21 protein-coding genes and 1 tRNA gene are annotated in these 25,939 nt (G+C 57.4%); 15 read left to right on the top strand and 7 right to left on the bottom strand.

Annotated elements, in window-relative coordinates; genetic code table 11:
• Positions 1 to 121 precede the first annotated feature (121 nt).
• The 13 genes from RWZ58_RS08155 (at position 122) to pknB (ending at position 18,482) form a co-directional block, all read left to right on the top strand.
• Positions 122 to 646, top strand: coding sequence for a ferritin (locus RWZ58_RS08155; protein WP_049333759.1), 525 nt, complete (start codon positions 122 to 124; stop codon positions 644 to 646).
• A 243-nt stretch (positions 647 to 889) separates the two neighbouring features.
• Positions 890 to 2,242 carry a Na+/H+ antiporter NhaA gene (gene nhaA / locus RWZ58_RS08150; RefSeq protein WP_314658297.1) on the top strand — a complete coding sequence of 451 codons (1,353 nt, stop codon included), beginning with the start codon at positions 890 to 892 and terminating at the stop codon, positions 2,240 to 2,242.
• A gap of 51 nt (positions 2,243 to 2,293) precedes the next feature.
• Entirely contained in the window at positions 2,294 to 5,644 is a 3,351-nt protein-coding gene (gene lysX / locus RWZ58_RS08145; protein WP_314658296.1) for a bifunctional lysylphosphatidylglycerol synthetase/lysine--tRNA ligase LysX, read from the top strand.
• Positions 5,645 to 5,999: 355 nt separating this feature from the next.
• Positions 6,000 to 7,562: an alanine/glycine:cation symporter family protein gene (locus tag RWZ58_RS08140; protein ID WP_314658295.1), complete on the top strand. Its 1,563-nt coding sequence runs from the start codon at positions 6,000 to 6,002 to the stop codon at positions 7,560 to 7,562.
• Positions 7,563 to 7,726: 164 nt separating this feature from the next.
• Positions 7,727 to 8,059: a PLDc N-terminal domain-containing protein gene (locus RWZ58_RS08135; RefSeq protein WP_314658294.1), complete on the top strand. Its 333-nt coding sequence runs from the start codon at positions 7,727 to 7,729 to the stop codon at positions 8,057 to 8,059.
• A gap of 155 nt (positions 8,060 to 8,214) precedes the next feature.
• A tRNA-Leu gene (locus RWZ58_RS08130) sits at positions 8,215 to 8,301 on the top strand.
• Between the two features lie 228 nt (positions 8,302 to 8,529).
• Positions 8,530 to 9,414: a DUF3662 and FHA domain-containing protein gene (locus RWZ58_RS08125; protein ID WP_314658293.1), complete on the top strand. Its 885-nt coding sequence runs from the start codon at positions 8,530 to 8,532 to the stop codon at positions 9,412 to 9,414.
• The gene (locus tag RWZ58_RS08120; protein WP_005507379.1) at positions 9,414 to 9,878 is read left to right on the top strand and encodes an FHA domain-containing protein; all 465 of its coding nucleotides are present in this window, start codon (positions 9,414 to 9,416) and stop codon (positions 9,876 to 9,878) included. The genes RWZ58_RS08125 and RWZ58_RS08120 overlap by 1 nt, the downstream gene beginning before the upstream one ends.
• Before the next feature lie 3 nt (positions 9,879 to 9,881).
• Positions 9,882 to 11,672 (top strand): protein phosphatase 2C domain-containing protein, encoded by a 1,791-nt coding sequence (locus RWZ58_RS08115; protein ID WP_314658292.1) that lies wholly within the window; start codon positions 9,882 to 9,884, stop codon positions 11,670 to 11,672.
• Positions 11,665 to 13,125 (top strand): FtsW/RodA/SpoVE family cell cycle protein, encoded by a 1,461-nt coding sequence (locus RWZ58_RS08110; protein WP_314658291.1) that lies wholly within the window; start codon positions 11,665 to 11,667, stop codon positions 13,123 to 13,125. Before RWZ58_RS08115 ends, RWZ58_RS08110 begins: the two co-directional genes overlap by 8 nt.
• The gene (locus RWZ58_RS08105) at positions 13,118 to 14,557 is read left to right on the top strand and encodes a penicillin-binding protein 2 (RefSeq protein WP_314658290.1); all 1,440 of its coding nucleotides are present in this window, start codon (positions 13,118 to 13,120) and stop codon (positions 14,555 to 14,557) included. Before RWZ58_RS08110 ends, RWZ58_RS08105 begins: the two co-directional genes overlap by 8 nt.
• Positions 14,554 to 16,305 (top strand): protein kinase domain-containing protein, encoded by a 1,752-nt coding sequence (locus RWZ58_RS08100; protein WP_304193463.1) that lies wholly within the window; start codon positions 14,554 to 14,556, stop codon positions 16,303 to 16,305. The genes RWZ58_RS08105 and RWZ58_RS08100 overlap by 4 nt, the downstream gene beginning before the upstream one ends.
• Before the next feature lie 47 nt (positions 16,306 to 16,352).
• On the top strand, positions 16,353 to 18,482 hold the full coding sequence (gene pknB / locus RWZ58_RS08095; protein WP_314658289.1) for a Stk1 family PASTA domain-containing Ser/Thr kinase: 2,130 nt from the start codon (positions 16,353 to 16,355) through the stop codon (positions 18,480 to 18,482).
• Between the two features lie 193 nt (positions 18,483 to 18,675).
• On the opposite strand, the gene RWZ58_RS08090 is transcribed toward pknB, so the two are convergent.
• The 3 genes from RWZ58_RS08090 to RWZ58_RS08080 are packed head-to-tail and all read right to left on the bottom strand — an operon-like array spanning position 18,676 to position 20,253.
• Positions 18,676 to 19,308: an aminodeoxychorismate/anthranilate synthase component II gene (locus RWZ58_RS08090; RefSeq protein ID WP_304193897.1), complete on the bottom strand. Its 633-nt coding sequence runs from the start codon at positions 19,306 to 19,308 to the stop codon at positions 18,676 to 18,678.
• A 15-nt stretch (positions 19,309 to 19,323) separates the two neighbouring features.
• Entirely contained in the window at positions 19,324 to 19,485 is a 162-nt protein-coding gene (locus tag RWZ58_RS08085; RefSeq protein ID WP_005507386.1) for a hypothetical protein, read from the bottom strand.
• A gap of 18 nt (positions 19,486 to 19,503) precedes the next feature.
• Positions 19,504 to 20,253, bottom strand: a complete 750-nt coding sequence (locus RWZ58_RS08080) for a class E sortase (RefSeq protein WP_314658287.1) — start codon at positions 20,251 to 20,253, stop codon at positions 19,504 to 19,506.
• 159 nt (positions 20,254 to 20,412) lie between these two features.
• Between RWZ58_RS08080 and RWZ58_RS08075 the strand changes: the two genes are divergently transcribed.
• Positions 20,413 to 20,727, top strand: a complete 315-nt coding sequence (locus tag RWZ58_RS08075; RefSeq protein WP_005507388.1) for a cell division protein CrgA — start codon at positions 20,413 to 20,415, stop codon at positions 20,725 to 20,727.
• Positions 20,728 to 20,830: 103 nt separating this feature from the next.
• Here RWZ58_RS08075 and RWZ58_RS08070 read toward each other — a convergent pair whose 3' ends face one another.
• Together RWZ58_RS08070 and RWZ58_RS08065 are read right to left on the bottom strand one after the other, a co-directional pair.
• On the bottom strand, positions 20,831 to 21,841 hold the full coding sequence (locus tag RWZ58_RS08070) for a hypothetical protein (protein WP_314658286.1): 1,011 nt from the start codon (positions 21,839 to 21,841) through the stop codon (positions 20,831 to 20,833).
• 14 nt (positions 21,842 to 21,855) lie between these two features.
• The gene (locus tag RWZ58_RS08065) at positions 21,856 to 22,773 is read right to left on the bottom strand and encodes a LysR family transcriptional regulator ArgP (protein WP_314658285.1); all 918 of its coding nucleotides are present in this window, start codon (positions 22,771 to 22,773) and stop codon (positions 21,856 to 21,858) included.
• A gap of 205 nt (positions 22,774 to 22,978) precedes the next feature.
• On the opposite strand from RWZ58_RS08065, the gene RWZ58_RS08060 reads away from it, so the two are divergent.
• Complete coding sequence (locus RWZ58_RS08060; RefSeq protein WP_314658284.1) at positions 22,979 to 23,611, top strand: LysE/ArgO family amino acid transporter; 633 nt, start codon at positions 22,979 to 22,981, stop codon at positions 23,609 to 23,611.
• Positions 23,612 to 23,634: 23 nt separating this feature from the next.
• Here RWZ58_RS08060 and RWZ58_RS08055 read toward each other — a convergent pair whose 3' ends face one another.
• Positions 23,635 to 24,675 carry a D-mannonate dehydratase gene (locus RWZ58_RS08055; protein WP_314658283.1) on the bottom strand — a complete coding sequence of 347 codons (1,041 nt, stop codon included), beginning with the start codon at positions 24,673 to 24,675 and terminating at the stop codon, positions 23,635 to 23,637.
• A 455-nt stretch (positions 24,676 to 25,130) separates the two neighbouring features.
• The gene (locus tag RWZ58_RS08050; RefSeq protein WP_314658282.1) at positions 25,131 to 25,664 is read right to left on the bottom strand and encodes a GTPase; all 534 of its coding nucleotides are present in this window, start codon (positions 25,662 to 25,664) and stop codon (positions 25,131 to 25,133) included.
• Between the last annotated feature and the right edge of the window lie 275 nt (positions 25,665 to 25,939).

The following is a 25,939-nucleotide window of genomic DNA, read 5'->3' as shown; positions in this document are numbered from 1 at the left end:
CCCCACCGATTAGCCTTTTCTCTCTGTACACGACCCACTGCACACCGTACGATAAATACCAACAGGTTGCACCGCGCCATCCGGCGCCTACGAAGCAATCACCATATAAGGAGAAACCACAATGTCTAAGTCTTTCTACGACCTTCTGAACGAGCAGATCGGCCACGAGTTCGCAGCATCTCACCAGTACCTGTCCATGGCTATCTGGCTCGACGGCGAAGACCTGCCCCAGCTGGCTAAGTTCTTCTACCGCCAGTCCCTCGAGGAGCGCGAGCACGCACTCATGATGGTTCAGTACAAGCTGGACCGCGGCCACAAGGTCGAGATCCCCGCTGTTCCCGCCGTCAAGAACGACTTCGAGAACGTCCAGGAAATCGTTGACATGTCCCTGGCACAAGAGAAGGTTGTCACCGGCCAGATCGAGGCACTGTTCTCCGCAGCACGCGCTGAGAACTACGCACTGGGCGAGCAGTTCATCCTCTGGTTCCTGAAGGAACAGGTTGAGGAAGTTGCAACCATGGAGACCCTCGTAACCGTTGTAAAGCGCGCAAACGGCAACCTCTTCGACCTGGAGAACTACGTTGCACGCGAGCTGGGCGACGACCACGGTCAGGAGTCCGGCGCACCCGCAATCGCAGGCGCATAATCTCATATTCGTGCGACTAGGCCCCTAGTCGAACCCGCAGAATACCTGCAGAATATTTAACGTTCCGCCCTCCCCGCACACCGCGGCGAGGGCGGAACGTTTATGCATTTAACACCTGAAAACTCACCACAATGCACCGTCCAGGAGCTAAAAGCCGCCAGCGGGTACTCGAATACTCATACAGCGCAGAGTAAACTTAAAAGCCTTAGATGCCGCATAATAGCGCGGCAGAAAGAGGAGAGAATGACTCACACCAACCCAGATACCCTCAGCCGCGGCTCCTATAGCAACTCACGCCGCGTAGCCGACATTCTGCGTGCCGAATCCGTCGGCGGTACCGTGCTTCTGATTGCGACGGTGCTGGCAGTAGTACTCGCCAACACCCCCGCCTCCAGCTTCTACTTTGGTCTGCGAGACACCGTTGTTGGCCCGGTCATCCCCGGTTTCAACCACCTGCAGATGAGCATCGGCACCTGGGCGGCAGACGGTCTGCTCGTCGTTTTCTTCTTCCTCACCGGCCTGGAGCTGAAGAAGGAATTCGTGATTGGTGACCTCAAGTCGCCCTCCACCGCTATTGTGCCGATTGCGGCTGCCTTCGGTGGTGTTGCGGTGCCTGCAATTATCTACACGGCACTGAACTTCACCAGCCCCACCGCTCTGCACGGTTGGGCTATCCCCACCGCAACCGATATTGCGTTTGCGGTGTCCGTTCTTGCTGCCGTGGGTACTTTCCTCCCCTCGGCAATGCGCGTCTTCCTACTGACCCTGGCTGTGGTCGACGACCTCATCGCAATCTGCATTATCGCGATTTTCTATACCAATAACTTCCATGGCGAGTACCTGCTCTTCGCGCTGATTCCCCTCGCCCTGTTCGCGTTCATCGCGTACCGAGGCGAGACCATGCTGCACCTGAAGCCTCTCGCCGCATGGGTTCTGCTGCTGCCCCTGGGCATCATCACCTGGGCGCTCTTCCTCGAATCCGGTATTCACGCCACTATTTCCGGTGTGGTTCTCGGCTTCCTGGTGCCCGTGAAGATGACCGCACGCTCCGAGGCAGCGCACGCAGAGCACGGCCTGGCAGAGGTGCTGGAGCACCGCTTCCGCCCCCTCTCTACCGGCATCTGCGTGCCCATCTTCGCGTTCTTCAGCGCGGGTGTGGCTGTAGGCGGCTTTGAAGGCCTCGGACGCGCCCTCACCGACTCTGTAGCGGTCGGCATTATGGTTGCGCTGGTTGCCGGTAAGACCATCGGTATTTTCGGTACCACCTGGCTCGTGACCCGCTTCAAGAACGCTAACCTCGACCCGGACGTCGCCTGGATTGACGTGGTCGGCCTGGCTGCAACCGGCGGTATCGGCTTCACCGTGTCCCTGCTGGTGGCTGAGCTGTCCTTCCCGCACGGCTCTCCGCACACCGAAGATGCCAAGATTGCAATTCTTTTCGGCTCTGTTCTGGCTGCCGCTGTGGGTGCGGCTATCCTGTCTCGCCGTAACAAGCACTACCGTGCCCTGGCTGAGAAGGAAAGCGTGGACGCTGACGACAACGGCATCCCCGATATCTTCGAGGGCACCTACCGTGACCCGAAGGCTGAAGCCTAGCAAGAACTCCTAAGGTCTAGTACCTTCCTACACCCCGATCCTCCGCTGATAATGATGTCTCACCGCACTACCTCACGTCGCCGTACAGCACGAACAGGGCAGGCGCCCGCGCCTCCCTCAAGGTATGCAGAGATATCAGCACGCGTGGTGATCGGGGTGTATTCTTTTGCCGCGCTTCTGACCACGTTCGCGTGGATTATTTCTCCTCTGCGGCACGGTCGCGGCTTCACTTGGTGGGAAGTCACCGCCGACCTGCTGAATATTCCCTCCACGCACACGCTGCCCAGCGCCATCACGATGATTGTGATGGTTTCCGGGCTGATTGTGCGCAAGCGCGCTGCCCTCATTGCCGCCATCGTTTTTCAGGTGCTGGGTGCGCTACTTGCGACCCATAGCGCCTTCACGCTGGTGTTCCCTGAGGGAATCATGCATAAGGACCGTATTTTCTCCTCGACGGTCGATACGCTCTCCATCGTGTTTGCGTGCGTGCTGGTGCCGTTCCTCTTCTCGATTCGTTCGGCGTTCCCGGCGCGTATTGGTCGCCTCTCGTGGGCGGGTGCGGCTGCAACGGCGGCTGGCGGTATTCTGCTGACTACGCTGGTGCTCTGGTACCTGTGCCGTATTGGTGTGTGGGAGCCGCTGCGTTCCATCACCCCGTGGGAGCTGCTGATGCACGGCATGGGTATTGAGCGTACCCATCCTGGCGTGTGGGCTGCCGATGTAGTGGGTTTCTTGGCGTCTTTTGGCTACGGTGCTTCGCTGGTTGCGGCACTGTACCTGTTGGCGCGCGGTTACCGCGCCCCGGACGCGTGGACCGGCGAGAAGGAATTGAAGATTCGCGCCCTGCTGCAGCAGTACGGTGCCAATGATTCGCTCTCCTATTTCGCGACGCGTCGCGATAAGCAGGTGGTTTTCTCTCCGGATCAGAGGGCGGCGATTACGTACCGTTCGGTTGGTTCGGTGTGTTTGGCGTCGAGTGACCCGGTGGGTGACCCGGATTCGTGGGATGCCGCGATTGAGCAGTGGATGTTGCAGGCGCGCAGCTACGGCTGGGTTCCTGCGGCTCTGAGCGTGAGCGAGGCGGGCGCCCGCGCCTACAACCGTGCGGGTCTGTCGATTATTCAGATGGGTGAGGAGGCGGTCCTAGAGGCGGACCGTTTCACGCTCAATGACACGTCGATGCTACCGGTGCGTCAGGCGGTTCAGCGTGTGCGTCGCGGCGGGTACACGGCGCAGATGCGTCGCTTTGCGGAGCTGGATGAGCAGCAGCGTCAGCAGGTTGCAGAGAATATTTCGGCGTGGCGTCATGGGCGTGTGGAGCGCGGCTTCTCGATGGCTCTGAACCGTGTGAATGATCCGGCGGATTCTTCGTCTGTTCTGGTGTCGGCTCATGATGAGGCTGGTCAGATGGTGGCTCTGCTGTCGTTTGTTCCGTGGGGTCCGACCGGCCTGTCTCTGGACGTTATGCGCCGCTCTCCCGAGGCACCTAATGGTGTGGTGGAGTTTATGGTTGCGTCGCTGATGGAGCAGGCGGCGTCGCTGGGTGTGCGTCGGGTGTCGCTGAATTTTGCGATGTTTGGCCATATTTTTGAGGCTGCCGATCAGGTGGGCGCTTCGGCATGGAACCGTTTCGCTTCCCGCTCTTTGGGCGTGCTGGATCGTTTTCTGCAGTTGCGCCGTCTGTATCGTTTCAATCTGAAGTTTGCCCCGCTTTGGGTTCCTCGTTTTTTGGCGACGGAGCCGACTTTGGCGATGGTGAATGTGGTGGTTGCTGCGGGTATGGCGGAGGGCTTTTTGCCGAATCTGTCGGCTCGCCGTTTGCAGGATCAGGAGCAGGTTCTTTCTGCCGATGAGTTGGAGACTCTTCGCCAGTTGCAGGTATCTGCTGTAGAAGAGCTTCCTGATGTGTCGCGTAGTGATCAGACTCAGCATCGTCTGCGTCATTTGGAGGCGCTGCGTTCGGCGGGTATGGAGCCGTATCCGCTGGGTGGTGAGATACGCAGTAATAGTGCGCCTATTCTAGGCGTGAAGGATGCTCTGCGTATATTCTCTTCTGAAAATATTCCTAATTCAGAATTTATGGTTTCGGGGCGTATTCGCGCGCTTCGCAACCATGGTGGAGTCCTCTTCGCAACCCTGATTGAAGGCGGCGAAACCCTGCAGGTCGTCATGGAACGAGCCCTGGTGGGCGAGCACCTACTGAGCCTTGCCTCCCGCGACCTGGACACCGGTGACATCATCACTGTGCAGGGTACTTACGGGGCGAGCCGCAACGGCACCCCTTCGTTGATTGCTTCCTCGTGGCGCATGGCGTCGAAGAGCCTGCACCCCATCCCCTTTGATTCGTTTACCGACCCGGAGGCGCGTCTGCGTCGCCGCTCCACGGACCTGTTGGTGCATCCGGATCAGATGCAGAATCTGCGCCTGCGCACGGCGGTGATTAAGGCGCTGCGTGCCCGCCTGGATGCGGAGGGGTTCCTTGAGGTGGAGACCCCGATTCTGCATACGGTGCACGGTGGTGCGAGCGCGCGCCCGTTCCGCACGTATATCAATGCGTACGGTGAGGATTTGACGCTGCGTATTGCGCCGGAGCTGTATCTGAAGCGTCTGGTGGTGGGCGGTAGCGGTCCGGTGTATGAGTTGGGTCGTGATTTCCGTAATGAGGGTGCGGACGCAACCCACAACCCCGAGTTCACGGTGCTTGAGGCGTATCGCCCGTATGCGGATTATGTGCAGATGCGTGAGTTGACGGAGCGTCTGATTAAGGATGCCGCGCAGGCGGTGTTTGGTTCGGTGTCTTTGCCGCTGGGTCATAAGGCGTCGAGTGAGCGCACGGTGTCTGATGTGTCGGGTCCGTGGCGTGTGGTGTCGGTGTGTGATGCTCTGTCGGAGGCGCTGGGTCGCCGCGTGGATGTGCAGACGGATTTTGAGGAGCTGCTAGCTCTGGCGCAGCAGCACGGTGTGCGTGTTCATGAGGGTATGGGTCCGGGCGCCATCGTTGAGGAGCTGTATGGTGAGCTGGTTGAGGCGCATACGGTGGAGCCGACGTTCTATACGGATTTCCCGGCGGAGACGAGTCCGCTTGCGGCGCCGCATCGTAGTGTTCCGGGTTTGGCAGAGCGCTGGGATTTGGTGATCAATGGCATGGAGATGGGCTGTGCGTATTCCGAGTTGGCGGATCCGCTGGTGCAGCGTGAGCGTCTGACGGAGCAGTCGTTGAAGGCGGCTTCGGGCGACCTGGAGGCGATGGAGGTGGATGAGGATTTCCTGTACGCCTTGGAGACGGGTATGCCACCGACGGGTGGTTTGGGTCTGGGTGTGGACCGTTTGGTGATGCTGTTGACTCAGACGCAGATTCGTGGGGTGTTGTCGTTCCCGTTTGTGAAGCCTGAGCGTTCATAGCCCCGGCCAGAACCCTCGTTTATTTGCGAACCCCCGTTTATTTGCTAAGCCCGGTGCGAGGTTTTATGCCTTGCGCCGGGCTTTTCGTGCCCGCCCCGCTAGTGTTGGTGGAACCCGTACGGGATCTTATATTTACTCTGCCCGTATATTAAGTATTCGTTACATTTTGCGTTGCGCCCCTTTTTAAGTTGCCTAGCGGGGGTTGCACCCGACACAATGGGGTGACTAATCATACGGAGCATATACCCCTCCGTTACGCGGCGTGAGTCCGCACCACCCAGCAATGTAGCCCACATGTTCTCCGTCTTCCGGGTTTGAGCGTGCGGGCTTTTTGCTTTCAAGATTGGAGTACCGAGTGGATTTTCTTCTGAATATCATCGGGGACATTAATGAGCAGACTGCGGGGCTGACTTCCTCCGTGGATGCTGTGCAGAACTGGATGTGGAGTAACTTCCTCTACTACGCTCTGATTGCTGCTGGTCTGTACATTACGATTCGTACTCGCGGTGTGCAGTGGCGTTCCATTAAGGAAATGGTTCGTGTCCTGGGTGACCCGGTTGCTCGTGAGGCTGACGGCAAGAAGAGCATTTCTTCGTTCCGTGCGTTTACTGTTTCGGCTGCTTCTCGTGTGGGTACCGGTACTGTTGCGGGTGTTGCTTTGGCGATTGCTATGGGCGGCCCGGGGGCTGTGTTCTGGATGTGGGTTATTGCTGCTGTTGGTGCGGCGTCCGCTTTTGCGGAGTCCCTTCTGGGTCAGCTGTACAAGGAGCGCGGTAAGGATTCCTATATTGGTGGTCCGGCGTACTACATGAAGCGCGGCCTGAATGCTCGTTGGATGGGTTACATCTTCGTGGCGTTCATTGTGATCACTTATGCGTTTGTGTTTGTGGCGGTTCAGACAAATGCTGTGGTGGATGCTGCGGCGAACTCGTTCAACATTGATGTTTCGGGTACTAACTCGATGGGCTTCCGCATCACTATTGGTCTAATTATGGTGGCGCTGACTGCGGCTATTATTTTCGGTGGTATTCGCGCGATTTCTTCGGTGACTGAGTGGCTGGTGCCGATTATGGCGGTGCTGTATCTGCTGCTGGGTCTGCTGGTTGTTCTGCTGAACATCTCTGAGGTTCCGAATATGCTGCTGATGATTTTCCAGGGTGCTTTCGGCATTAAGGAGTTCGTGACTGGCGGTACCATGGGTGCCGTGATTTGGGGTATGAAGCGTGGCCTACTGACTAACGAGGCGGGTATGGGTACTGCTCCGAACGCTGGTGCGACCGCTACTATTTCTCACCCGGCTAAGCAGGGTTATGTGCAGACTCTGGGTGTTTACTTTGACACGATGATGGCGTGTACTGTGACCGCGTTTATTGTTCTGCTGTCGAATCCGACCTATGGTGATCGTTCGCGCGGTGCGTCGCTGACTCAGTCGGCTTTGGCGATGCAGCTGGGTGACTGGGCGGTTCACTTCCTGACTATCGCTATTTTCATGTTTGCGTTCTCGACTGTGATTGGTAACTACTACTACGGCGAGTCGAACATGCGTTTCGTGACTGAGCGTAAGCTGCCGATGACTATTTTCCGTGCGCTGGTTCTGGTGTTCGTGTTCTTCGGCGCGATTTCTTCGCTGGATCTGGTGTGGACTACCGCGGATATGTTGAATGCCGGCATGGTGATTGTGAACTTGACGGCGGTTCTGTTGATGACTCCGCAGGTTGTTGCGGTGTTGAAGAACTATGAGGCTCAGCGTAAGGCTGGTTTGGAGCCGATTTTCAAGGCTTCGGATATGCCTGAGTTGAAGAATCTTGCGGCGTGGGATGGCACCGATGAGGTGACTACCCGTGAGTTCTGGGCTGAGTATGATGCGAAGACTGCTGAGCGTCGTGCTGCGAAGAAGGCCAAGAAGGTTGGCCGCTAGTTTGTAAGCCTGGCGTAAGAGTACCGTGTATGGCTTTTGTGGAGGGTCCGTCCTGCTGTGTGCGGGGCGGGCCCTTTTACGCGCCGGGGGCGACTGTGAGGGGCTTCCTGAAGTCTGTGTGTTCTGCGGGGTCTGTATGCTTAGGAAGGATGTTAGGAGGGCTCATGGATTGGAATGCTGTACTGGAGCTGGTGGTCACGGTCGTGTTTCTGGCTGGTATTGCGTTGGCGTTGCTGTGCTTGGTGACGATTCACCGGAATCCGTATTTTTCTGAGGTGCAGAAGTTGAAGTGGCTTCTGCTGGTGTTGTGCCTGCCGTATGTGGGTCCGGTGACGTGGTTGTTGCGTGCGCGTTTGGAGCGTATTGACCGGGAACGTGCTGAACACGAGCGTACGGCGCGGGAGCGGGGTTCTGCGGCCGAGTCCGGTGCGATTGCTTCCGATGCGGCGGCTTCCGATACAGCTACTACCGGCGGGGTGTCCAATAGCGCTTCATAGTGTCTCGGAGGCCGTTTCTGTTCCTTCCACCACCTCCAAGTAACAAAGCAAGCAACAAGGCAAGTAACGAAGGTCACACTCTCTCAATTGGACAGCACCGCATGCAGTCCGTATAGTTTTATGTGTTGCCTGCGGTGATACACCGTAAGACACATGCGCGAGTGGCGGAATAGGCAGACGCGCACGGTTCAGGTCCGTGTGCCCGTGAGGGCGTGGGGGTTCAACTCCCCCCTCGCGCACCAACGATCCCCGGTTCGAAAGAACCGGGGATTTTTTCATATCCATAACCATTTCCCCGCTAAATGACGGGGTTCCAGAGCGATGGCGAGTGCATCACCTAAAATAGAATCGGGTGTGTTCATTCACAGGACACACAGCTAACGCACAGACACGCTCGTTAAACTGAGCCTTTCGGATAAAGACCGTTTGCGCGGTCTGTTGCTCGGAATGGTCGTTGAGAAGGAGGCGGCATGAAGTTTTTCGACAAGCTGGGCAAGCTGGAGCAAGGCATCGGTCGCACTGTCGGCCTTTCCAAGGGCTTCGGCACCTTTGCGAAGGCGGATGTCGCTAACCGCGTCCGCATCATGATGGATGACGAGTCCTACGTGGACGGCAGTGGCCGCACTATGGCTCCTAATGTCTATACTCTCCGTTTTGCGCCGGTTGATTTCCCCCGCGTACGCGAGTGGGGCAACCCGTTCGCTGTTGAGCTGTGCGATTTGGCGATTTCGCACGCCCGCGCGCAGGGTTACACCCTGATTGGTGCAGTTCGCGTGACGTTCAACGTTCTTGATTCTCTCTCTGAGGGCGAGTTTGAGGTTGTTGCGACCTTCGAGCCGTTCTCTGTGCCGGAGGCTCCGGCGTCCCCGTCGTCTCTGCGCGGTGCCACTAACTATGCGCCGGTGCGTCCGCCGCGTGAGTCTTCTTTGCCGACCCGCATTACGAAGCCTGCAGCCCAGCCGGCCCCTCCTGTTCAGCCGGCTCCTCCTGTTCAGCCTGCGCCTCAGCAGGCTCCTGCACCTCGCTTGAACATGCCGGTACCGTCCCCTGCGGCGGGTGCTCCCCGTTTCTTCTTGGAGATTGAGGGTCGCATGCACCCGGTGGATCGTCTGCCGTTTGTGCTGGGCCGCGGTTCTGATGCTGATCTTCGCCTGGATGATAAGGGCGTTTCTCGCCGTCACCTGCAGCTTTCGATGCAGGGTGGTGCGGTGGTCGCCTCCGATATGGGTTCTACTAATGGCACGCTGATTAATGGGGTGCCTTTGCGTGCGCCCGTGGTGCTGGCGAACGGTTCGCTGCTTCGCATGGGTAATACCCGCATCATTTTCCATAGTTCGACCGGAGGTGCCCGTTAATGGCGTCCGAACTGACTGTTACTATCCTTCGTTACGCTTTTCTGGCGCTCATCTGGTTCTTTGTTTTCCTGGTGGTTTCGGCTGCTCGCCGTGACCTTGGTTTGGGTAAGAACTATCGTGCGGCGCCGGTTGATGCTGTTCCGGAGGCTACCCATATTGCGCCTCCGCCGACTCGCCCTTCGCAGCTTGTGATTACTGCGGGTGCGCAGGCTGGAGCCATGATGCAGCTGGGTGATCACCCGATTACTATTGGCCGCGCTAATGACATTGAGGTGTCTCTGCAGGATGATTACGCCTCGGGCCGTCATGCGCGCCTGTTCCCTCAGGGTTCCCGTTGGTTCCTGGAGGATTTGAATTCTACTAATGGTACGTTCGTCAATGGCGAGCGTCTGACTCGTGCGACCCCGATTGAGCCCGGTGATGATTTCCGCGTTGGCGGTACCACCATGCAGTTGAGGGGCTAGTGTATGAAGATTGCTTTTCGTTTTGAGGCCCGCTCTGATACGGGTCTGAAACGCTCGAAAAATGATGACTCCGGCTACGGTGGTCGTTTCCTTGCTGTCGTTGCTGACGGCATGGGCGGTCACGTGGGCGGCGATGTCGCGTCGGCTACGACGGTTCTGAATCTGACTCCGCTTGACCACCCTGACTTTGAGGATGGTACCGGTAGCGTTTATCTGGCTGATGAGATTCAGAGTGCGAATCTGATTATTAATGAGCTGGCGGCGAATGATCCGCAGTTGGCGGGTATGGGTACGACCTGTACTGCCCTGCTGATTGATGGTGATTGCATTGAGTTCGCCCATATTGGCGACTCGCGTGCGTATCGTCTGCGTCCGGGCGCTGATGGCGAGTTTGAGCAGATTTCTACTGACCATACGTTTGTGCAGCGCCTGCTCAATGAGGGTCGTATTACCCCGCAGGAGGCGGAGAACCACCCGCATAAGAACGTGATTATGCGCGTTCTGGGTGATGTTGACGCCTCCCCTGAGCTGGAGTTGAAGACTCTGGACGCTGTTCCCGGCGAGCGCTGGGTGCTCTCTTCGGACGGTTTGGATGCTGTGGTGTCCCTGGCGGAGATTGAGCAGGTGATGCGTTCTACCGATGACCTGTCTGAGATTGCTGACACTCTGATTGCGATGACGTTGGAGCGTGGCGCTCCGGATAACGTGACGGTTGTGTCCCTGCAGGTGATTGACCGTGAGGTTCTGCCGGTGGATGAGCCGGTGGGTCCTTCGAGCCTGCCTGAGTCTGCCCTACCTGATTCGATTGTGGCGGAGCAGGAGGTCAGCACGAATACTCAGAAGCTTCCCGAGGTTGCTGCCACGGCTGAGGCTGCTGAGGCTATTTTGGGTGCGCACCATGATGAGGACTCTGAGGAGTCTCGTCGTCGGTCGTTGCGCCGTTTCCGTCGTGCTCGTGACTTCTCTGGAACCCTGTTGCATAGCGGTTCTGGGGCGGTGCGTCACCATATCGGTACGTACGATAACGCCGTGGATGCGGCTCTTACGAACGCTGCGATTTTGCGTAGTGAGTTGGGTTCCCGCCCGCATCAGCTAGTTGGTGCCGCTTCGGTGGCTACTGAGACCGGCATGATTCCGGCGGTGACTTCTCGTACCCTGGAGCACCGTGCGACGGTGGCTCAGCGTGTGCCTTTGAAGGTTGAGTCTGATGAGGCGGCTCTGCCGGCTGAGTTGGAGGAGCTGATCGCTGAGGATACTGTGGAGCGTTCGCGTCCGCGGTCTTGGTCGATTCGCTTGTTCATTGCTCTGCTGGTCGCGGCTGTTTTGACGTTGGGTGCGTGGACCGGTCTGCGCTATGTGGAGCGTAGCTACTACGTGGGTGAGAGTGACGGCACGGTGGCGGTGTACAACGGTATTCCGCATGCGTTGGGTCCGATTCGTCTTTCTCATGTGGTGGAGAATACCGATATTCCTACGAGTGAGCTGAGCGATCATACTCGTTCTTTGTTGCGTAATGCGATTACGGCGAAGGACCTGGATGATGCGCATCAGATTGTGTCTCGCTTGAAGACTCAGGCGGATCAGACGCGTGAGAAGGCTGAGCAGGCCGCTGCCTCCGCTTCGGCTTCAGCTTCCGCTTCGGCTTCAGCTTCCGCTTCTGCATCACCGAGCCCTGAAGCGCCTCGTGAGGCTCCTAACTCTGAGGCACCGGGTTCTGATTCGGCGTCCCCGGCTCCTGAGCTGGCCACAGCTTCCTCCGCACCTGCGGCACAGGGCGGTGAGAACAATGGCTAAGTTCTCGTTCCGTCGTGAGTCGGATGCGCCTCGTGCACGCCGTTTCACGGAGCTTTTCCTGCTGGTTTTGGCGGTGGGTATCAGCTCCTTCGGCATGTACCTGATTGATCCGGAGCACGCTTTTGATACGTCAAAGAGCCAGTGGCTGCCGTGCACGGTGGTGCTGGGTGCCGGTGCTCTTCTGATTCACTTGGTCATGCAGTTCCGTGCCCGTTACGCTGATCCGTTTATTCTGCCGCTGGTGGTGGCTCTGAACGGTATTGGTTTGACCATGATTTATCGTCTGGATCCGCAGATTGCGGCTCCGGTGGGTGATGGTCAGCTCATGTGGACCGGCGTGTCTATGGTGCTGTGCGCAATTATTGTGTTCGTGCTCAGGGATTACCGCCTGCTCCGTAAGGTCACGTACACCTCCTTGGTGCTGTCGATGATTCTGCTCATCATGCCACTGGTTCCGGGTCTGGGTATGGAGCTCAATGGTGCTCGTATTTGGATTCATATCGGTAACCGTACGTTCCAGCCGGGTGAGGTCGCGAAGATTACTTTGGCGATTTTCTTCGCCGGCTATTTGGCAACGCACCGTGACCTGATTCTGGTGGCTGGCCGCCGCATCGGTCCTATCAACCTGCCGCGTCTGCGTGATTTGGCGCCGGTGTTCTTGGCGTGGATTGTGAGCCTGGGTGTTCTGGTGTTCCAGAAGGACCTTGGCTCGGCAATTATGTTCTTTGGCCTGTTCATGGCGATGCTCTACCTGTCGACCGGTCGTATTTCGTGGCTGGTGGTTGCGGGTGTCGGTATGGCTGTGGGTGGCTATTTCGCGTACCACTATGTCTCGCACGTGCATGCCCGTATTTATGCGTGGGTGCATGCTTTTGATCCGGAGATTTACCAGGCATCTCCTGGTGGTTCGGGTCAGATTCTGCAGGGCGTTTTTGGTCTGGCTTACGGCGGTCTTTTTGGCCGCGGTTGGGGTCAGGGCCGCGCGAACCTCGTCCCGTACGCTAATTCGGATATGATCATCTCCTCGTTGGGTGAGGAGCTGGGCCTGGTGGGTCTGGGTGCGATCCTGATGATGTTCATGCTCCTGGTTTCGCGCGGTTACCGTGCGGCGTTGGGTACTCGTGATGGTTTCGGTAAGCTGCTGGCTGCCGGCCTGTCTACGGTCATGGTTCTGCAGCTGTTTGTGGTGATTGGTGGTGTGACTCGCCTGATTCCGCTGACTGGTCTGACGACTCCTTTCATGTCTGCCGGTGGTTCCTCGTTGGTGGCTAACTGGATTATTGTGGCGCTGTGGTTGTCTATTTCTCATAGTGCCCGCGCACCTCACCTGGTGGCTGGTTATGATGCTCCGCAGGGTATTGACCATGCAGACACTAGCTACGAGCCGGAGGGTGCTACTAGCGTTCTGGCGCGTATTACGGCTAAGGATTCTGGAGGTGAGAAGAATGGATAGGGCTATTCGCCGCATGTGGATGTCTGCCGCGTGCGTGTTTGTCCTGCTGATGGGTACCCTCAGCTATATTCAGTTCTTCGATTCGAAGACGCTGATGAATAATCAGTGGAATTCGCGAGCTCTCTACGATAATTACGGTTCGGCGCGTGGTTCGATCGTGGTTGATGGTACGGAGATTGCTTCGTCGGTGAAGTCCGATGATGAGTACAACTACCAGCGCGTGTATCACCACCCGCTGAAGTATGCGGCTCTGACGGGTTACTTCTCCACGATTTATGGCGCAACCGGTTTGGAAGCTGCTATGGATAAGGAGCTTGCCGGCACGAGTGATAGCCAGTTCTACGACCGTGTGGCGCAGCTGTTCAGTGGCTCTTCTGCGCAGGGAGCTAGCGTGGAACTGACGATCAATTCGAAGCTTCAGGATATTGCCTACAACGCATTGCAGGGCCGTAAGGGTGCTGTGGTGGCGTTGAACCCGAAGACCGGCGAGATTTTGGCGATGGCTTCTTCGCCGTCCTATGATCCGAATCTTCTGTCGGCTCATACGAGCTCTTCGGTTTTGGCGAATTACCAGGCGCTGACTTCTGACGAGGACAACCCTCTGTTTAACCGTGCGATTGCGGGTAACACCTATTCGCCGGGTTCGCCCTTCAAGATTATTGATGCGGTGGCGGCGCTGGAGTCCGGCAAGTACAACGCATCTTCGGTCATTGCGAACCCCGCGCAGTTGCCGCTGCCGGGCACGAACATCAGCCTGCCGAACTATACGGGCGGTCAGTGTTCGACCCGTACTCAGGCGACGATTGAGTGGGCTTTGGCTCAGTCCTGCAATACGCCGTTTGCGCAGATTGCGATGGATTTGGGTCAGGAGCGTATCGCGAAGACCGCTGAGAATTTTGGTTACGGCCAGGATTTGAAGATTCCTTTGACGGTTTCTAAGTCGACTTTCCCGTCGAATCTGACGCAGAGCCAGCTGGCTCAGTCGGCGATTGGTCAGTACGACGTGAAGACCACTCCGCTGCAGGTGGCGATGACTTCTGCGGCGATTGCGAATGGCGGCGTGCAGATGAAGCCGAACCTGATTCGTTCGGTGAAGACCAGCAACCTGAGCACTTTGCAGGAGTTCTCTCCTGAGAAGCTGCGTACGTCCACTAGCCCTGAAATTGCTAACCAGGTGAAGCAGTGGATGGTGAACGCGGTTGATAATGGTATTGCACGTAATGCTGGTGTCTCCGGTGTGAAGGTGGCGGGTAAGACCGGTACCGCGGAGACCACGGCAGGTTTGAATAATTCTTGGTTTACCGGTTTCGCGCCGGCTGATGATCCTCAGATTGCGATTGCTGTGGTTTATGAGGATATTGACGTGGCGACCGGTGCCCAGTTGGCAACCAGTACTAGTAAGCAACTCTTTGAGGCGGTGTTGAACAAGTGAGGCCTGCGGCTGATATCACTTTGGGCGGGCGCTACACCCTAACTGAACGTATCGCGATTGGCGGTATGGGCGAGGTGTGGAAAGCTCGCGACAAGGTGCTTGGGCGCATCGTTGCGGTCAAGATCCTCAAGGAGGAGTACACCGGTGACCCGGGCTTCTTGGAGCGTTTCCGCGCTGAAGCCCGTAATACGGCGCTGTTGAACCACCCCGGCGTAGCGAATGTTTTCGACTACGGCGAGGAGGACAACTCCGCGTACCTGGTCATGGAGCTGGTGCCGGGCAATCCGCTCTCTAGCATCATTGAGCACGAGACTACCCTGCCTCCGGACCGTGTTCTGAACTTCATTGCTCAGACTGCTCGCGCGTTGGCTGCGGCTCATTCGCAGGGTCTGGTGCATCGTGACGTGAAGCCGGGTAACCTTATCATCACCCCGGATGATCGCGTGAAGGTGACTGATTTCGGTATTGCTCGTTTGGCTAATCAGGTGCCGTTGACGGCTACCGGCCAGGTGATGGGTACCGCCCAGTATTTGGCGCCGGAGCAGGCAACCGGTCAGGCGGCTACCGCGTCTTCGGATATGTACTCGTTGGGAATTATTGGTTATGAGTGCCTGGTGGGTCGTCGTCCGTTTACGGGTGAGTCGCAGATTGCGATTGCTTTGGCTCAGGTGAATGATCCGCCGCCGCCTCTTCCGGAGACCATTCCGGCTGCTGCTCGCGCGCTGATTATGTGCTTGTTGGCTAAGGACCCGGCTCAGCGTCCTAAGGATGCGACCGCTCTGGCGTCTGCTGTAGATGCGATTCGTCGCCGCGATCTGAAGGCTGCGGTGAAGGCTGTTCCTTCTTTGGCTCAGTTCTTGGCTGAGGAGAACGCTGACGACGCGACTGTTGCGATGACCGCGATGGATGTCGCGGCGGAGCCGATTAGTGCTTCTGCTACTCCGCGTTTTGGTTCTGGTGGTCGTTTCTCGCCGGAGCCGACGACGGCACCGATTCCTCGCACTAGTGAGCAGACGATGCGTCCTGTGTCGGGCCGTGTGAAGTCTACTCCTGCTCCTGCGGCGAAGCGCGGCCCAAACGTGTGGATGTGGGTTGCTCTGCTTCTGGCTATCGTGCTGATTGCTGGCGGTATTTGGACGGTCCTCTCCTCTAATAATGGTGGCGGTTCGACTGATTCGGTTCCGAGCGCTTCTTCGTCTGCTGTTCCGACGAACACGGGTACCGTTTCTACGGTGGAGCCGACTGAGTCTGCTTCTGCTCGTGCCGCAAAGCAGAAGGTGACCGTCAACGCGATTAACTATGAGGGTCGAGAGCTGCAGGATGCGGTGAACGAGCTGAAGAACCTTGGCTTGTCACCCAAGACTGAGGGTGTTGAGTCGACTCAGCCGGAGAACACGGTGATTTCGGTTTCTCCGACGGGTACTTTGGAGCAGGGTAATAGCGTGACTGTTCGCTATTCGACCGGTCCGAAGTCGGTGACTTTGCCGTCGAACCTTGAGGGTAAGAACGTTGATGAGGCGTCGAAGGCTGTTGCCGCTCTGGGTGTGAATGTTTCTCTGCATTATGAGAATTCGGACACTGCGGCCCCCGGTACGGTGCTTCGTACTACTCCCTCATCTGGCACCAAGGTCACGGTTGGTAGTAATGTAGACATGTATGTGGCCTCTTCCAGTTCGGGTAGGGGATCAAGTGCAAGTACTTCCGCTTCACGGTCTGCGTCGGCTTCTGCTTCCGCATCGGCGCGATAGCCCCTACGTTTTGATTTAGTTTTAGTCTTAGTAATCCAGGAGAACTTATGGACCTGTCGGTTCCCGACACGGTTGATAACCGTTACAAGGTACTCGAGGTAATCGGTACCGGTGCGATGGCAACCGTTTATGCTGCTGAGGATACTCGCCTCGGCCGCAAGGTTGCGCTTAAGATTCTGCGCCCGGAGCAGGCCCAGGACGATACGTTCCGCGCACGCTTTAAGCGTGAGGCGGAGGCTGTGGCGTCTCTGAACAATCCTGCGATTGTTGCTGTCTATGACACCGGTTCGTATAACCCCTCGCAGGATGGTGAGGAGTCTTCTTCGGAAGAGGGCACCGCTATTCCTTATATTGTGATGGAGTACGTGGAGGGTCATACTCTGCGTTCCATTCTGTCTCGTGGCGGCCATCTGCCGGTCCGTGATGCTTTGGGTTATTCCGAGCAGCTGCTGGGTGCTTTGCAGTACAGCCACTCGATGGGCATTATTCACCGCGACATTAAGCCGGCGAATATTATGGTGCTGGAGCGTACTAGCGAGGACATTGCTAAGGGTCAGCCGGGCCAGATTAAGGTCATGGATTTCGGTATTTCCCGTGCCATTGAGGAAGCTGGCGAGGCGCTGACCAAGGCTAACGTGGTGATGGGTAGCGCACGCTACATGTCTCCGGAGCAGGTCAGCGGCAAGGATGTTGATGCCCGTAGTGACCTGTACTCTGCTGCGTGCGTGATTTACGAGATGATTGCTGGTCGTTCTCCGTTTGACGCTGAGTCGAATGTTGATCTGGCGGCTAAGCACCTCTCTGACACTCCTGAGCCTCCGAGCAAGTTCACTCCGCTTGAGGTTCCGGCGGGTCTGGATGCTGTGATTCTGAAGGGTCTGGCGAAGAACCCGGATGAGCGTTATCAGAGTGCTGCTGAGTTCGCTCAGGCTTTGGTGTCGGTTGTTCGCCCGGGTGAAGAGACCGTAGTTCAGGATGCAGCGATGACTACTGCGTTTGTACCTTCGGCGACTACCGCTTCCTTGGGTGAGGATTACGCTCCGTACACCACCTCGATTACTGAGGCTTCGGTGGAGGACGGCGGCCTCAACGGCTTCTTCGAGTACGAAGACGATGAGGAACTGTACGATGATGAGGAGTACGCGGAGTACGATGAGTCTTCGCCGCGTAAGCGTGCGTGGGTTCGTTTCCTCGTGGGTACTCTGATTGCGGCTCTGCTGGTTTTCAGTGTCGGCTCGGTTCTGTACTACCAGAACAAGCTCAATGAGGTTCCGCAGGTTCCGGTTCCGGCTGTGGTGAATGTTTCCCGTGATGATGCCGATAACCAGCTGCGTAACCGAGGCTTCGTGGTGGAGTACCGCACGGCTTACTCTGACAACATCAAGAAGGGCGACGTTATCAGCGTTGACCCGGGTGTCGGTTCAAAGGTTAACAAGGGTTCGACTGTGACCGTGACTGTTTCTAGCGGTCCGGAGAAGGTCAAGTTGCCGGATAACCTGCAGGGTCAGAGTGAGGCGTATGTCCGTAACGCTCTGAAGGATCTTGGTCTGGTGGATGGCCGCGTCTCCACTGTGGAGAGCGCTTCTATTCCTGCGGGTATGGTTGTGGAGCTGTCCCCTGAGAAGGGCTCGACCGATGATAAGGGTGCTCAGACCGTTGAGGCTGGTAGCACCGTGAACATCGTCCTGTCCTCCGGTAAGGTGAAGGTCCCCTCGCTGGTGGGTCTGACCAAGGATCAGGCAATTGCTGCTCTGACTGCTCAGGATGTTCTGCTGAACACCAACATTGAGACCGTTCAGACTAATGAGCGTCCTGCGGGCACTGTGCTTTCGCAGAGCTCTGCGGCGGGTACTCTGGTGGCTCAGAACAGCACTGTGACGATTCGTGTGGCTGCTACTCCGACTCAGACGACCGCGCCGACTACTGCGGCTACTCAGCCGGCGGCGTCGACCGGTAACCAGAATTCTGCTGCAACCACTAACCAGCAGCGTTCTACCGCTACCCAGCCGACTACTGCGGCTACTCAGCCTGCGGCAGCGAATAACCAGCAGCGTTCTACCGCTACCGCTACTCCGGCACCGGCTGCGTCCACTGCTGCGGGTACCCGTACGATTCAGGGTACTAACACGAATGCCAATGCGAACAACGCAAATAATGCTAACGCTAATGCCCGCTAAGGGGTTCTAGCGGCTAGTAAAAGGGGCGGCGCTCCACACCAAACGGTGTGGGGCGCCGCCCCTTTCTATGTACCTGGGTTCGGGTTAGGAAGTGTGCGGGTAGAGTTATCGCCTCCAGTTGCCCTGTAGTGTGTCTGCTGCGGGGCTTCTGGAGGCAATATAAGCCGTTGAGGGCGTCTAAAGCTAAAAGATACTAAGCCATGAGGGGCGAGAGGCTCTTAGCGCGCTCTGCGGCTCCCTGCAGGCCGGTTTCTTCGAGCCAGTTGCCGAGCATGAGGTATCCGCTTTCGGTCAGGACCGATTCGGGGTGGAACTGCACGCCGTGCATGGGGGCTTCGCGGTGGCGTAGACCCATAATGATGCCGCTGTCGGTGGTGGAGGTGGTTTCCAGGACCTCGGGCATGGTTTCGGGTACGACTGCCAGCGAGTGGTAGCGGGTCGCGGTGAAGGGGCAGGGTACGTCTTTGAACACGGAGACGTTCTCGTGCACGAGGCGGGAGGTCTTGCCGTGCATGAGTTCGGGGGCGTGAGTGACGGTGCCGCCGAATGCCTCCGCGATGGCCTGGTGGCCGAGGCATACGCCCAGTAGAGGCTTCTTCGCTTCGGCTGCCCAACGGATGGTGTCAATGATGACGCCCGCTTCTGCGGGGGCGCCGGGGCCCGGGGAGACGAGCACGCCGTCGTGTTCTTCGGCAAGCTTGATGACGGTGTCGAGGTCGTATTCGTCGTTACGGATGACGGTGGTTTCAGCGCCGAGCTGCTGGATGTAGCCGACGAGGGTGAAGACGAAGCTGTCGTAGTTGTCAATGACAAGGATGCGGGTCATGGCAGGTCCTTAGCGCTAATGGTTGATGGTGACGTTCAGGTTGAAGGGGCCGTACTCTGCGAAGTGGGGGAAGACGAATTCCATGAGCAGGTAGACTACGGCGAGTATCAGCACAATGGCGATGATGATGCGAACCCACAGGGGGCCGGGGAGGTGACGGAAAATCCATGCGTACATCTGCTTTTCCTCTCTGCTTTAGGACTTTGCGACGGAGGCGGCAATTTCTGCGGGTGCTCCGGCTGCTGCGGGCCGCCACGATTCGAAGCGGGCGTGGACGATGTATCGTTCGGTGTCGCCGTAGCGCGGGTGGCAGGTGGTGAGCGTCAGGAGGCGCTCGGTGGGTGCTACGCCGGGCTGTCCGGGGACGGGTTCGATGACTTCTACCTGGTCGGGTTGCACGATTTCGTGGCTGTAGACGGTGTAGGTGTAGTAGCCGTCTTTGGTTCGCACGTAGATGTGGTCGCCTTCGGTGAGCAGGTCGATGTCGTTGAGGACTTTACCTCGGGTTTGGCGGTGGCCTGCGAGGGAGAAGTTGCCGACCTGTCCGGGCATGGCGCTTCCTTCGTAGTGGCCGAGTCCGAGGGAATCGAGCACGTCGGAGCTGGTGCCTTGGGTGGCGGGGCGCTGGTAGTCGGATCCGAACTTGGGGATGTAGACGACGCCGAAGACTTCACCGTGGCCGGGTTCGCTCAGACCGGCGGGCGGAGTGTTGGGATCCCAGTCGGGGAGGGGTTCGGCGGGGTTGGAGTCGAATTCCTGGACGAGGGTGCTGACGGCTTGGGATTGGGTGCGGTCGGCGTCGATGTTGGTCCACCAGAGCTGCCATGCGACGAAGAGCAGTAGCAGTAGGCCGATGGTGATAAGGAGTTCGCCTGTAATCTGGATAATCCAGTGCAGCACGGTGCGGGGCCGGCGCTCTGCGGTGGGTGCCGTTCCTTGACTCATGCGTTCTCCTTTGTCCTTTGGGTTGTGTATGTTCTTGGGCGCCGGGTGGCGTTCCTTATCTTTCAACGCGGGGAGAAGGTGAAATCATCCCGTAAGTCTGCAAAGATAGGTGTGAACATATATTTTTAGGTTACCCATACAACAATAAGCGGAGGAAGTATGTCGACCAACTCGGCTAAGGCATCGTCCAAGAAGAAGTCTCAGAAGTCTGCTAAGTCTGAGGTGGAGGATGCGAGCGAGCTGCGTCTGCGTGAGATTGCTCGTGAGATGGAGAGCGGCACGCAGCTGAAGGAGCAGACTCCGTTGTGGTACCGCGTGATTATGTTCTCGCTGTTGGCGGTGGGCATTCTGTGGATTATTGTTTTCTACATTACGCAGGGCCTGTTCCCGATTCCTGATTTGGGTATGTGGAATGTGAGTGTTGGTGTGGGCGCCATGATGGTGAGCATGCTGATGATGACTCGCTGGCGTTAAGACTTAGGCATTAGGGTTTAGGCCTTAGAGCTTATAGAGAGGCGGTCGTCCCGTGTGGGGCGGCCGCCTCTCTGTACGTTTTGCCTGTTTGGCAGGGCTGGAGTTAGAGCGCCTCCGCGTTACCTGTCTTTGTTCTTACTCGGAAGATTGCGGTCATGGCGACCATGATGAGCAGCTCGGTGAGGGTTTGGGTGAGTACGGTGGCGCCCATAAGGCTCGCTTCGGGGTTCCCGTTGTGTGCCAGGCGTTGTGCGCAGAGCGCGACGACGGGGTAGATGATGAGGGCGTTGCGGGTGACAGCACTGAAGGTTACGGAGACGCGTTCCGGTCGGCTCATCACCTTACTGAGGCACCATGCGGTGCCTCCTGCAAGGATTGCGTAGGTGAGGTAGAGTCCGGCGAGTCGGGGAATAAGCTGTGCCTGGTTGAGCACCGCCGGGGTGTAGGCGGAGCACATGAGAGCAAGGAGCAGGCACATGAGGGGAATCATCGCGGCATCGCTTATGGTGCGTACTCGTTCATAGGCTTGTTGGCGCTGCGGTGAGCGGGTTGACCAGCGTTGCGCGAGGTAGACGGCTACTAGGGGCACGATGAGCGGTGCCAGGCTGAGGTAGCTTTCAGCGGGGAGGGGGAATATTTCTCCCATCACCCCAATATCTAATATTCCTATATATGCATACGCACTAGTCCAGGCTGGAATAGAAATGATTTGGGAACCAAACAGGTAGGGCGTTGCCGCCAGCAAACCGCGATATTCCCCTCCAGCAATACATGCAAAAACCACAACGTAATCCACGCATGGAGCCAGCAAAACAATCACCGCGGCTAGAGCAACGGGGCCACCCTCAGGGATGAAGAAGGAGACCAGCGGTGCAACCAGAAGTGGAGTCCCTAAAGCGGCAACCAGTACCACCGTGCGAGTGAGCTTCTTATGCTGACCGGCGCCCATACCGGTTAGGGGCATCAGGGCAAAGTTGGTCCACAGGAGCGCGCCGAGCACGTAGGGCACGAGCTGTTCGGAGGCTTGACTCCATCCGCTTAGCCCCGCGCAGGCAACTCCCACGACCATGGAGGCGAGATAGAGAGCCACCTGGTGGCGTTCTATAAAGCTCACGGAGCCATCCTCTTCTAGTAGATCAGATCGCCTCGTGCCGCTTCGTGGACGCGGCGAGTTACGGTCTCCATAACGGGCGAGTTGATGTTCCAGCGCTGCCAGTAGAGGGGGAATTCTACGGGGGTTGCGGCGAGCTTCACGAGGTGCCCATTTGCGAGCTCTTCGGCGCATTGCGCTTCGGGAATGAGACCCCAGGCGATACCGGCACTAACGGCGCGCGCATAGTCCGGGGAGGATGGAATGTAGATGGTGGGGCTTTGGGTAAAGGTTTCTTCAGCCTCCAGACCTACTTCTTGTTCGATGAGGGCTCGCGCTACATCCTGCACAAAGTCTTTGCGGTCGTATTCGACGACGGGGGCGCGGTTGAGCTCTTCGCGGCTTACGCGCTTGGGCCAGCCGGGTAGGTATCGCTGTACGTAGTCGGGAGTTGCGACGCACCAGTAGCGTGCCACTCCGAGGGTTTCGACGGAGCAGCCGGGGATTTTTTCGGGTTTGGAAGTGATGACTGCCATGACTTCTCCGGATCGGAGCATGGCGGAGGAGTGGAATTCACCTTCTCGTCGCAGGTCGCAGAAGATGCTGTCTTCGCGACTGAGAGTTCCGACGGCGTCGATGAACCAGGTGGCGAGCGAGTCGGCATTGACCGCCACGGAGACGCTCTGAAAGCCACCGGCGCCCATGAGTTCGCGTTCCATTTCTTGCTGCAGAAACTCACTCTGACGGGCGATACGCAGCACGCTTTGTCCGGCGTCGGTGGGGGTGACGGGGTTGCTTCGGCGTAGCAGGACCTTTCCGGCAATCTGTTCCATGGCTTTGATGCGCTGGGAGATGGCGGAGGGGCTCACTCGCAGGATGTCTGCCGCCGCGTCGAAGGTGCCGTATTCGATAACGGTGGCGAAGGTGGTGAGCTGGTCGGTACTGAAACGTGTCATAAGAATATCTTACGCAGTGTGAAAATATTTAGATAGATTTAGGGTTTGTTTTCCCGTATTCTCGTCTCTGGCGCTTCACACTCTAGCTATCGGGGCGATAATCTCTGTGTCGCATGCTTTTGCCTGGCAAGCTGGTATTAGAGGAGCCACCACCCGCATATCCGCGAAGCCCGTGCCCCGTTTGACCCGCATAGAAAGTTTCACCATGCCCACCTCCCTGTCCCTGCTGTTTCTGGGTGCTACCACCACGATTTCTTTGGTGGCGGCTATTGGTGCCCAGGGAACTTTTGTGCTGCGTCAGGGCATTACGGGTCGGCATATTACCCCGATCATTATTTTCTGCATTCTGTCGGATGCTCTGATGATTGGCTTGGGCGTGGTGGGCCTGGGCGCTCTGCTGGATGCGGCGCCGTGGTTTATTGAGGTGTTCCGCTATGTGGGTGCGGCGTTTTTGGCGTGGTTTGGTTTTGAGGCTGGGCGGCGCGTGTTTACCCCGCATTCCATTGTGGTGGATGATGCGGAGGGCGATTCTCAGTCCTTGAAGGCGGCTCTGCTGACCACGGCGGCGGTGACGTATTTGAATCCGCTGGCGTGGTTGGATACGACTATTCTTTTGGGTTCACTGGCGAACGCCCAGGGCGATCCTGGCCGTTGGTGGTATTACCTGGGGTGCTGCTGCGGTAGTGTTATCTGGTTTTTGATGCTCGGGTATGGTTCGCGTCTGCTTCGTCCGCTCTTTGCGCGTCCTTCTGCGTGGCGTGTTTTGGATGGGGCGACGGCGCTTCTCATGGCGTACCTGGTGTTCAATCTGCTGACGATGAACCTGTCGACCCACTAGCTTTACCCCCCTGAGGAGCCCTTTTATGCCTTGTCGGTCTCCTTTTCCGCGCTCTTCTCCTCTTCGAGGGGTATGAGTACCTCGTTTTTAGGCATGGTGAGCAGGCCCAGGTAGATATCGCGAATAACCAGGATGTGCTTGATTCGCGCAATCATGGGCTTGAGGAAGCTTCGGGCGTATTTTTCGTCGCTACTGGTGGTTGCGACAAAGCTGAGTCCGGAGAACACGGCAACGATCATGGACACCTTGATGACCACGGCGTTGATGTTGGTGTCTACGCCGAGGATTTTGAGGTGTTCGGGTTTGACGGTCATCCAGGATTCGATGGTGGTGTCGCTAATGGCGATGGAGGAGAACCCCATGAAGAACCCGAAGACGAGCAGCATGAAGAAGGTTGCCTGAATAATCTGTCCAATCATGGGGATGATGATGAGGTTGCCCCAGGACGCGATTTTGAGGGGTCGGTGTTCGAGGATTTTCTTCTCTTCGACCCAGTCTTGGACGGTGTTCCAGATTCCTCCTTCGAGGGCCGCGGCGCGCTCGTAGTCGTTGTCGCTAAAGCTTGCAACGTCGTCGCCTCTGGAGCGTCCCAGAAGGCGCGCTGTGCGCTCTAGGGAGGTTGTGACGACCACGAACACGGCGAGGAGTCCCATGAGCCACAGAACAGCCCAGGTGCGCGGGAAGCTGAGCCCGTTGGCGAGCTTCCAGAGGTCTGCATTCACGAAGATGAAGAGCACAGACACCATGAGTACGGGTAGTACTTTCGCGATCATGGGCGGCAGGGAGGCGAGCTGGTGGATGGCATGTTTGAAGGACCACCCTAGGATGGTGTCTACGCCGAGGAAGATGGCGAGGTAGATGCCCACAACGATGAGCGGGAATACTTGGGAACCGTCGTAGACGAAGTCGAGGCCGTCGAGGCTGCTGGATTCAAAGACACTGGCGACAAAGAGCATGCCGGCAAAAAGTACGGTAAGAATACCCGTGGTGATTTGAACCCACTTCGGAGTGCGGACCATCAGCACGTGGGCAAGAGTAATGAACACACCGGAGATTATCGGCATGACGAGGAAAATCCCACCGAGTACGAGCACTGGGAGTACTTCGTTACTGAGGGCGCTATCGCTTGTGAGAGCTTTGATGTAGTTCGGTAGGGAACCCTTCACATCCTCTACTACGAGGAGGAGAATGTCGCGCAAGAAGATATAGCAGATGTGCATGATGCCAGCCCACAGGATCCACGGTACAGAGCGTGGGAACGCATCGAGAGCACGTTGACGTGCAGGAATGATGAGGGGCACACCCTGTTTACGGAACCAGATATTGCTCTGCTTTAGCATGTCAGCCTTGCTGTAGTGCTGAGTGGTGTAATGCTGAGGTTGCACCGCTTCTGTAGTGGCTTTAGTACGCAGCCGCGCCCAGATGGGGCGTGCGTCCTTCTGCTACGGGGTGTTCTGGTCCTGTGCGCTCATGACATACCACTCTACAGGGGTTGAGAACCTCTTTTATCCGAAGGCCCCTATAGTTCTTCTCGCTGGAGTTCAGCTCCGATAAAGCGGCTGTATGCGCCCATGAGGAGGGCAGCTGCTTCTTCTTGTGCCGCGTAGATGCCCAGTTCTTCGTCTTCAAGACCAGTGTAGGTGCCGCTACTGATTTCGAGCAGGGATAACGGTCCTTCTGCGGTCTCCGGGGCTAGAGCATCCAGGATGAAGCTCAGGCTTTCTTCTGATTCTTCAGCTACGCCCATGAGCCGTCCCAGGCGTGTACCCGGGTAGGGTGCGATGGTGAGGACGTCTTCGTTCTCGCATTGGATAATGCGTGAGACAGGAATAATATCCCCGTCTGCGGTCTCTTCGAGCAGTAGCTCGGTGGAGAGGTCGATATGGCTTTCCTCGCTCTGTAGGAGCTGCCTGGGCCACCAGAGGTGAATGTATTCGGTCAGTGCCGCCCAGGTTTCGTGAGGCTCCAGTGTGCTCTCTACGTAGAGTGCCGCAGTCCGTTCTTCATTAGCCTGTTGCTGCTGATCGATTTGCTCGGGTGCGTGGGAAAACATGGGGTATTGCATGGTTCTACTCTATCCCAGTGCGCTCCTCTCTGGAGGGCCCGGTAGATTCATGGGGTTCTGAGGGTACAAAAAGGGGCAGACCCGCGTGGGTCTGCCCCTTTTCCAACTTTAGCTGTTAAAGCAAAAGAGCCCGCGTAAGCGGGCTCTTTTTATTGCCTATTGGATTGTTATCCAAAAACCATACAGTGAACGCAAACAACACAAAACTTCTTGAAAAGTAAGCCTTCGGCCTATTAGTACCAGTCAACTCCACGAGTCTTCAG

The sequence above is a fragment of the uncultured Rothia sp. genome (genome assembly GCF_963544205.1).
In the GTDB taxonomy this organism is placed as follows: Bacteria; Actinomycetota; Actinomycetes; order Actinomycetales; family Micrococcaceae; genus Rothia.
This window is presented reverse-complemented; position numbering and strand designations above follow the sequence as displayed.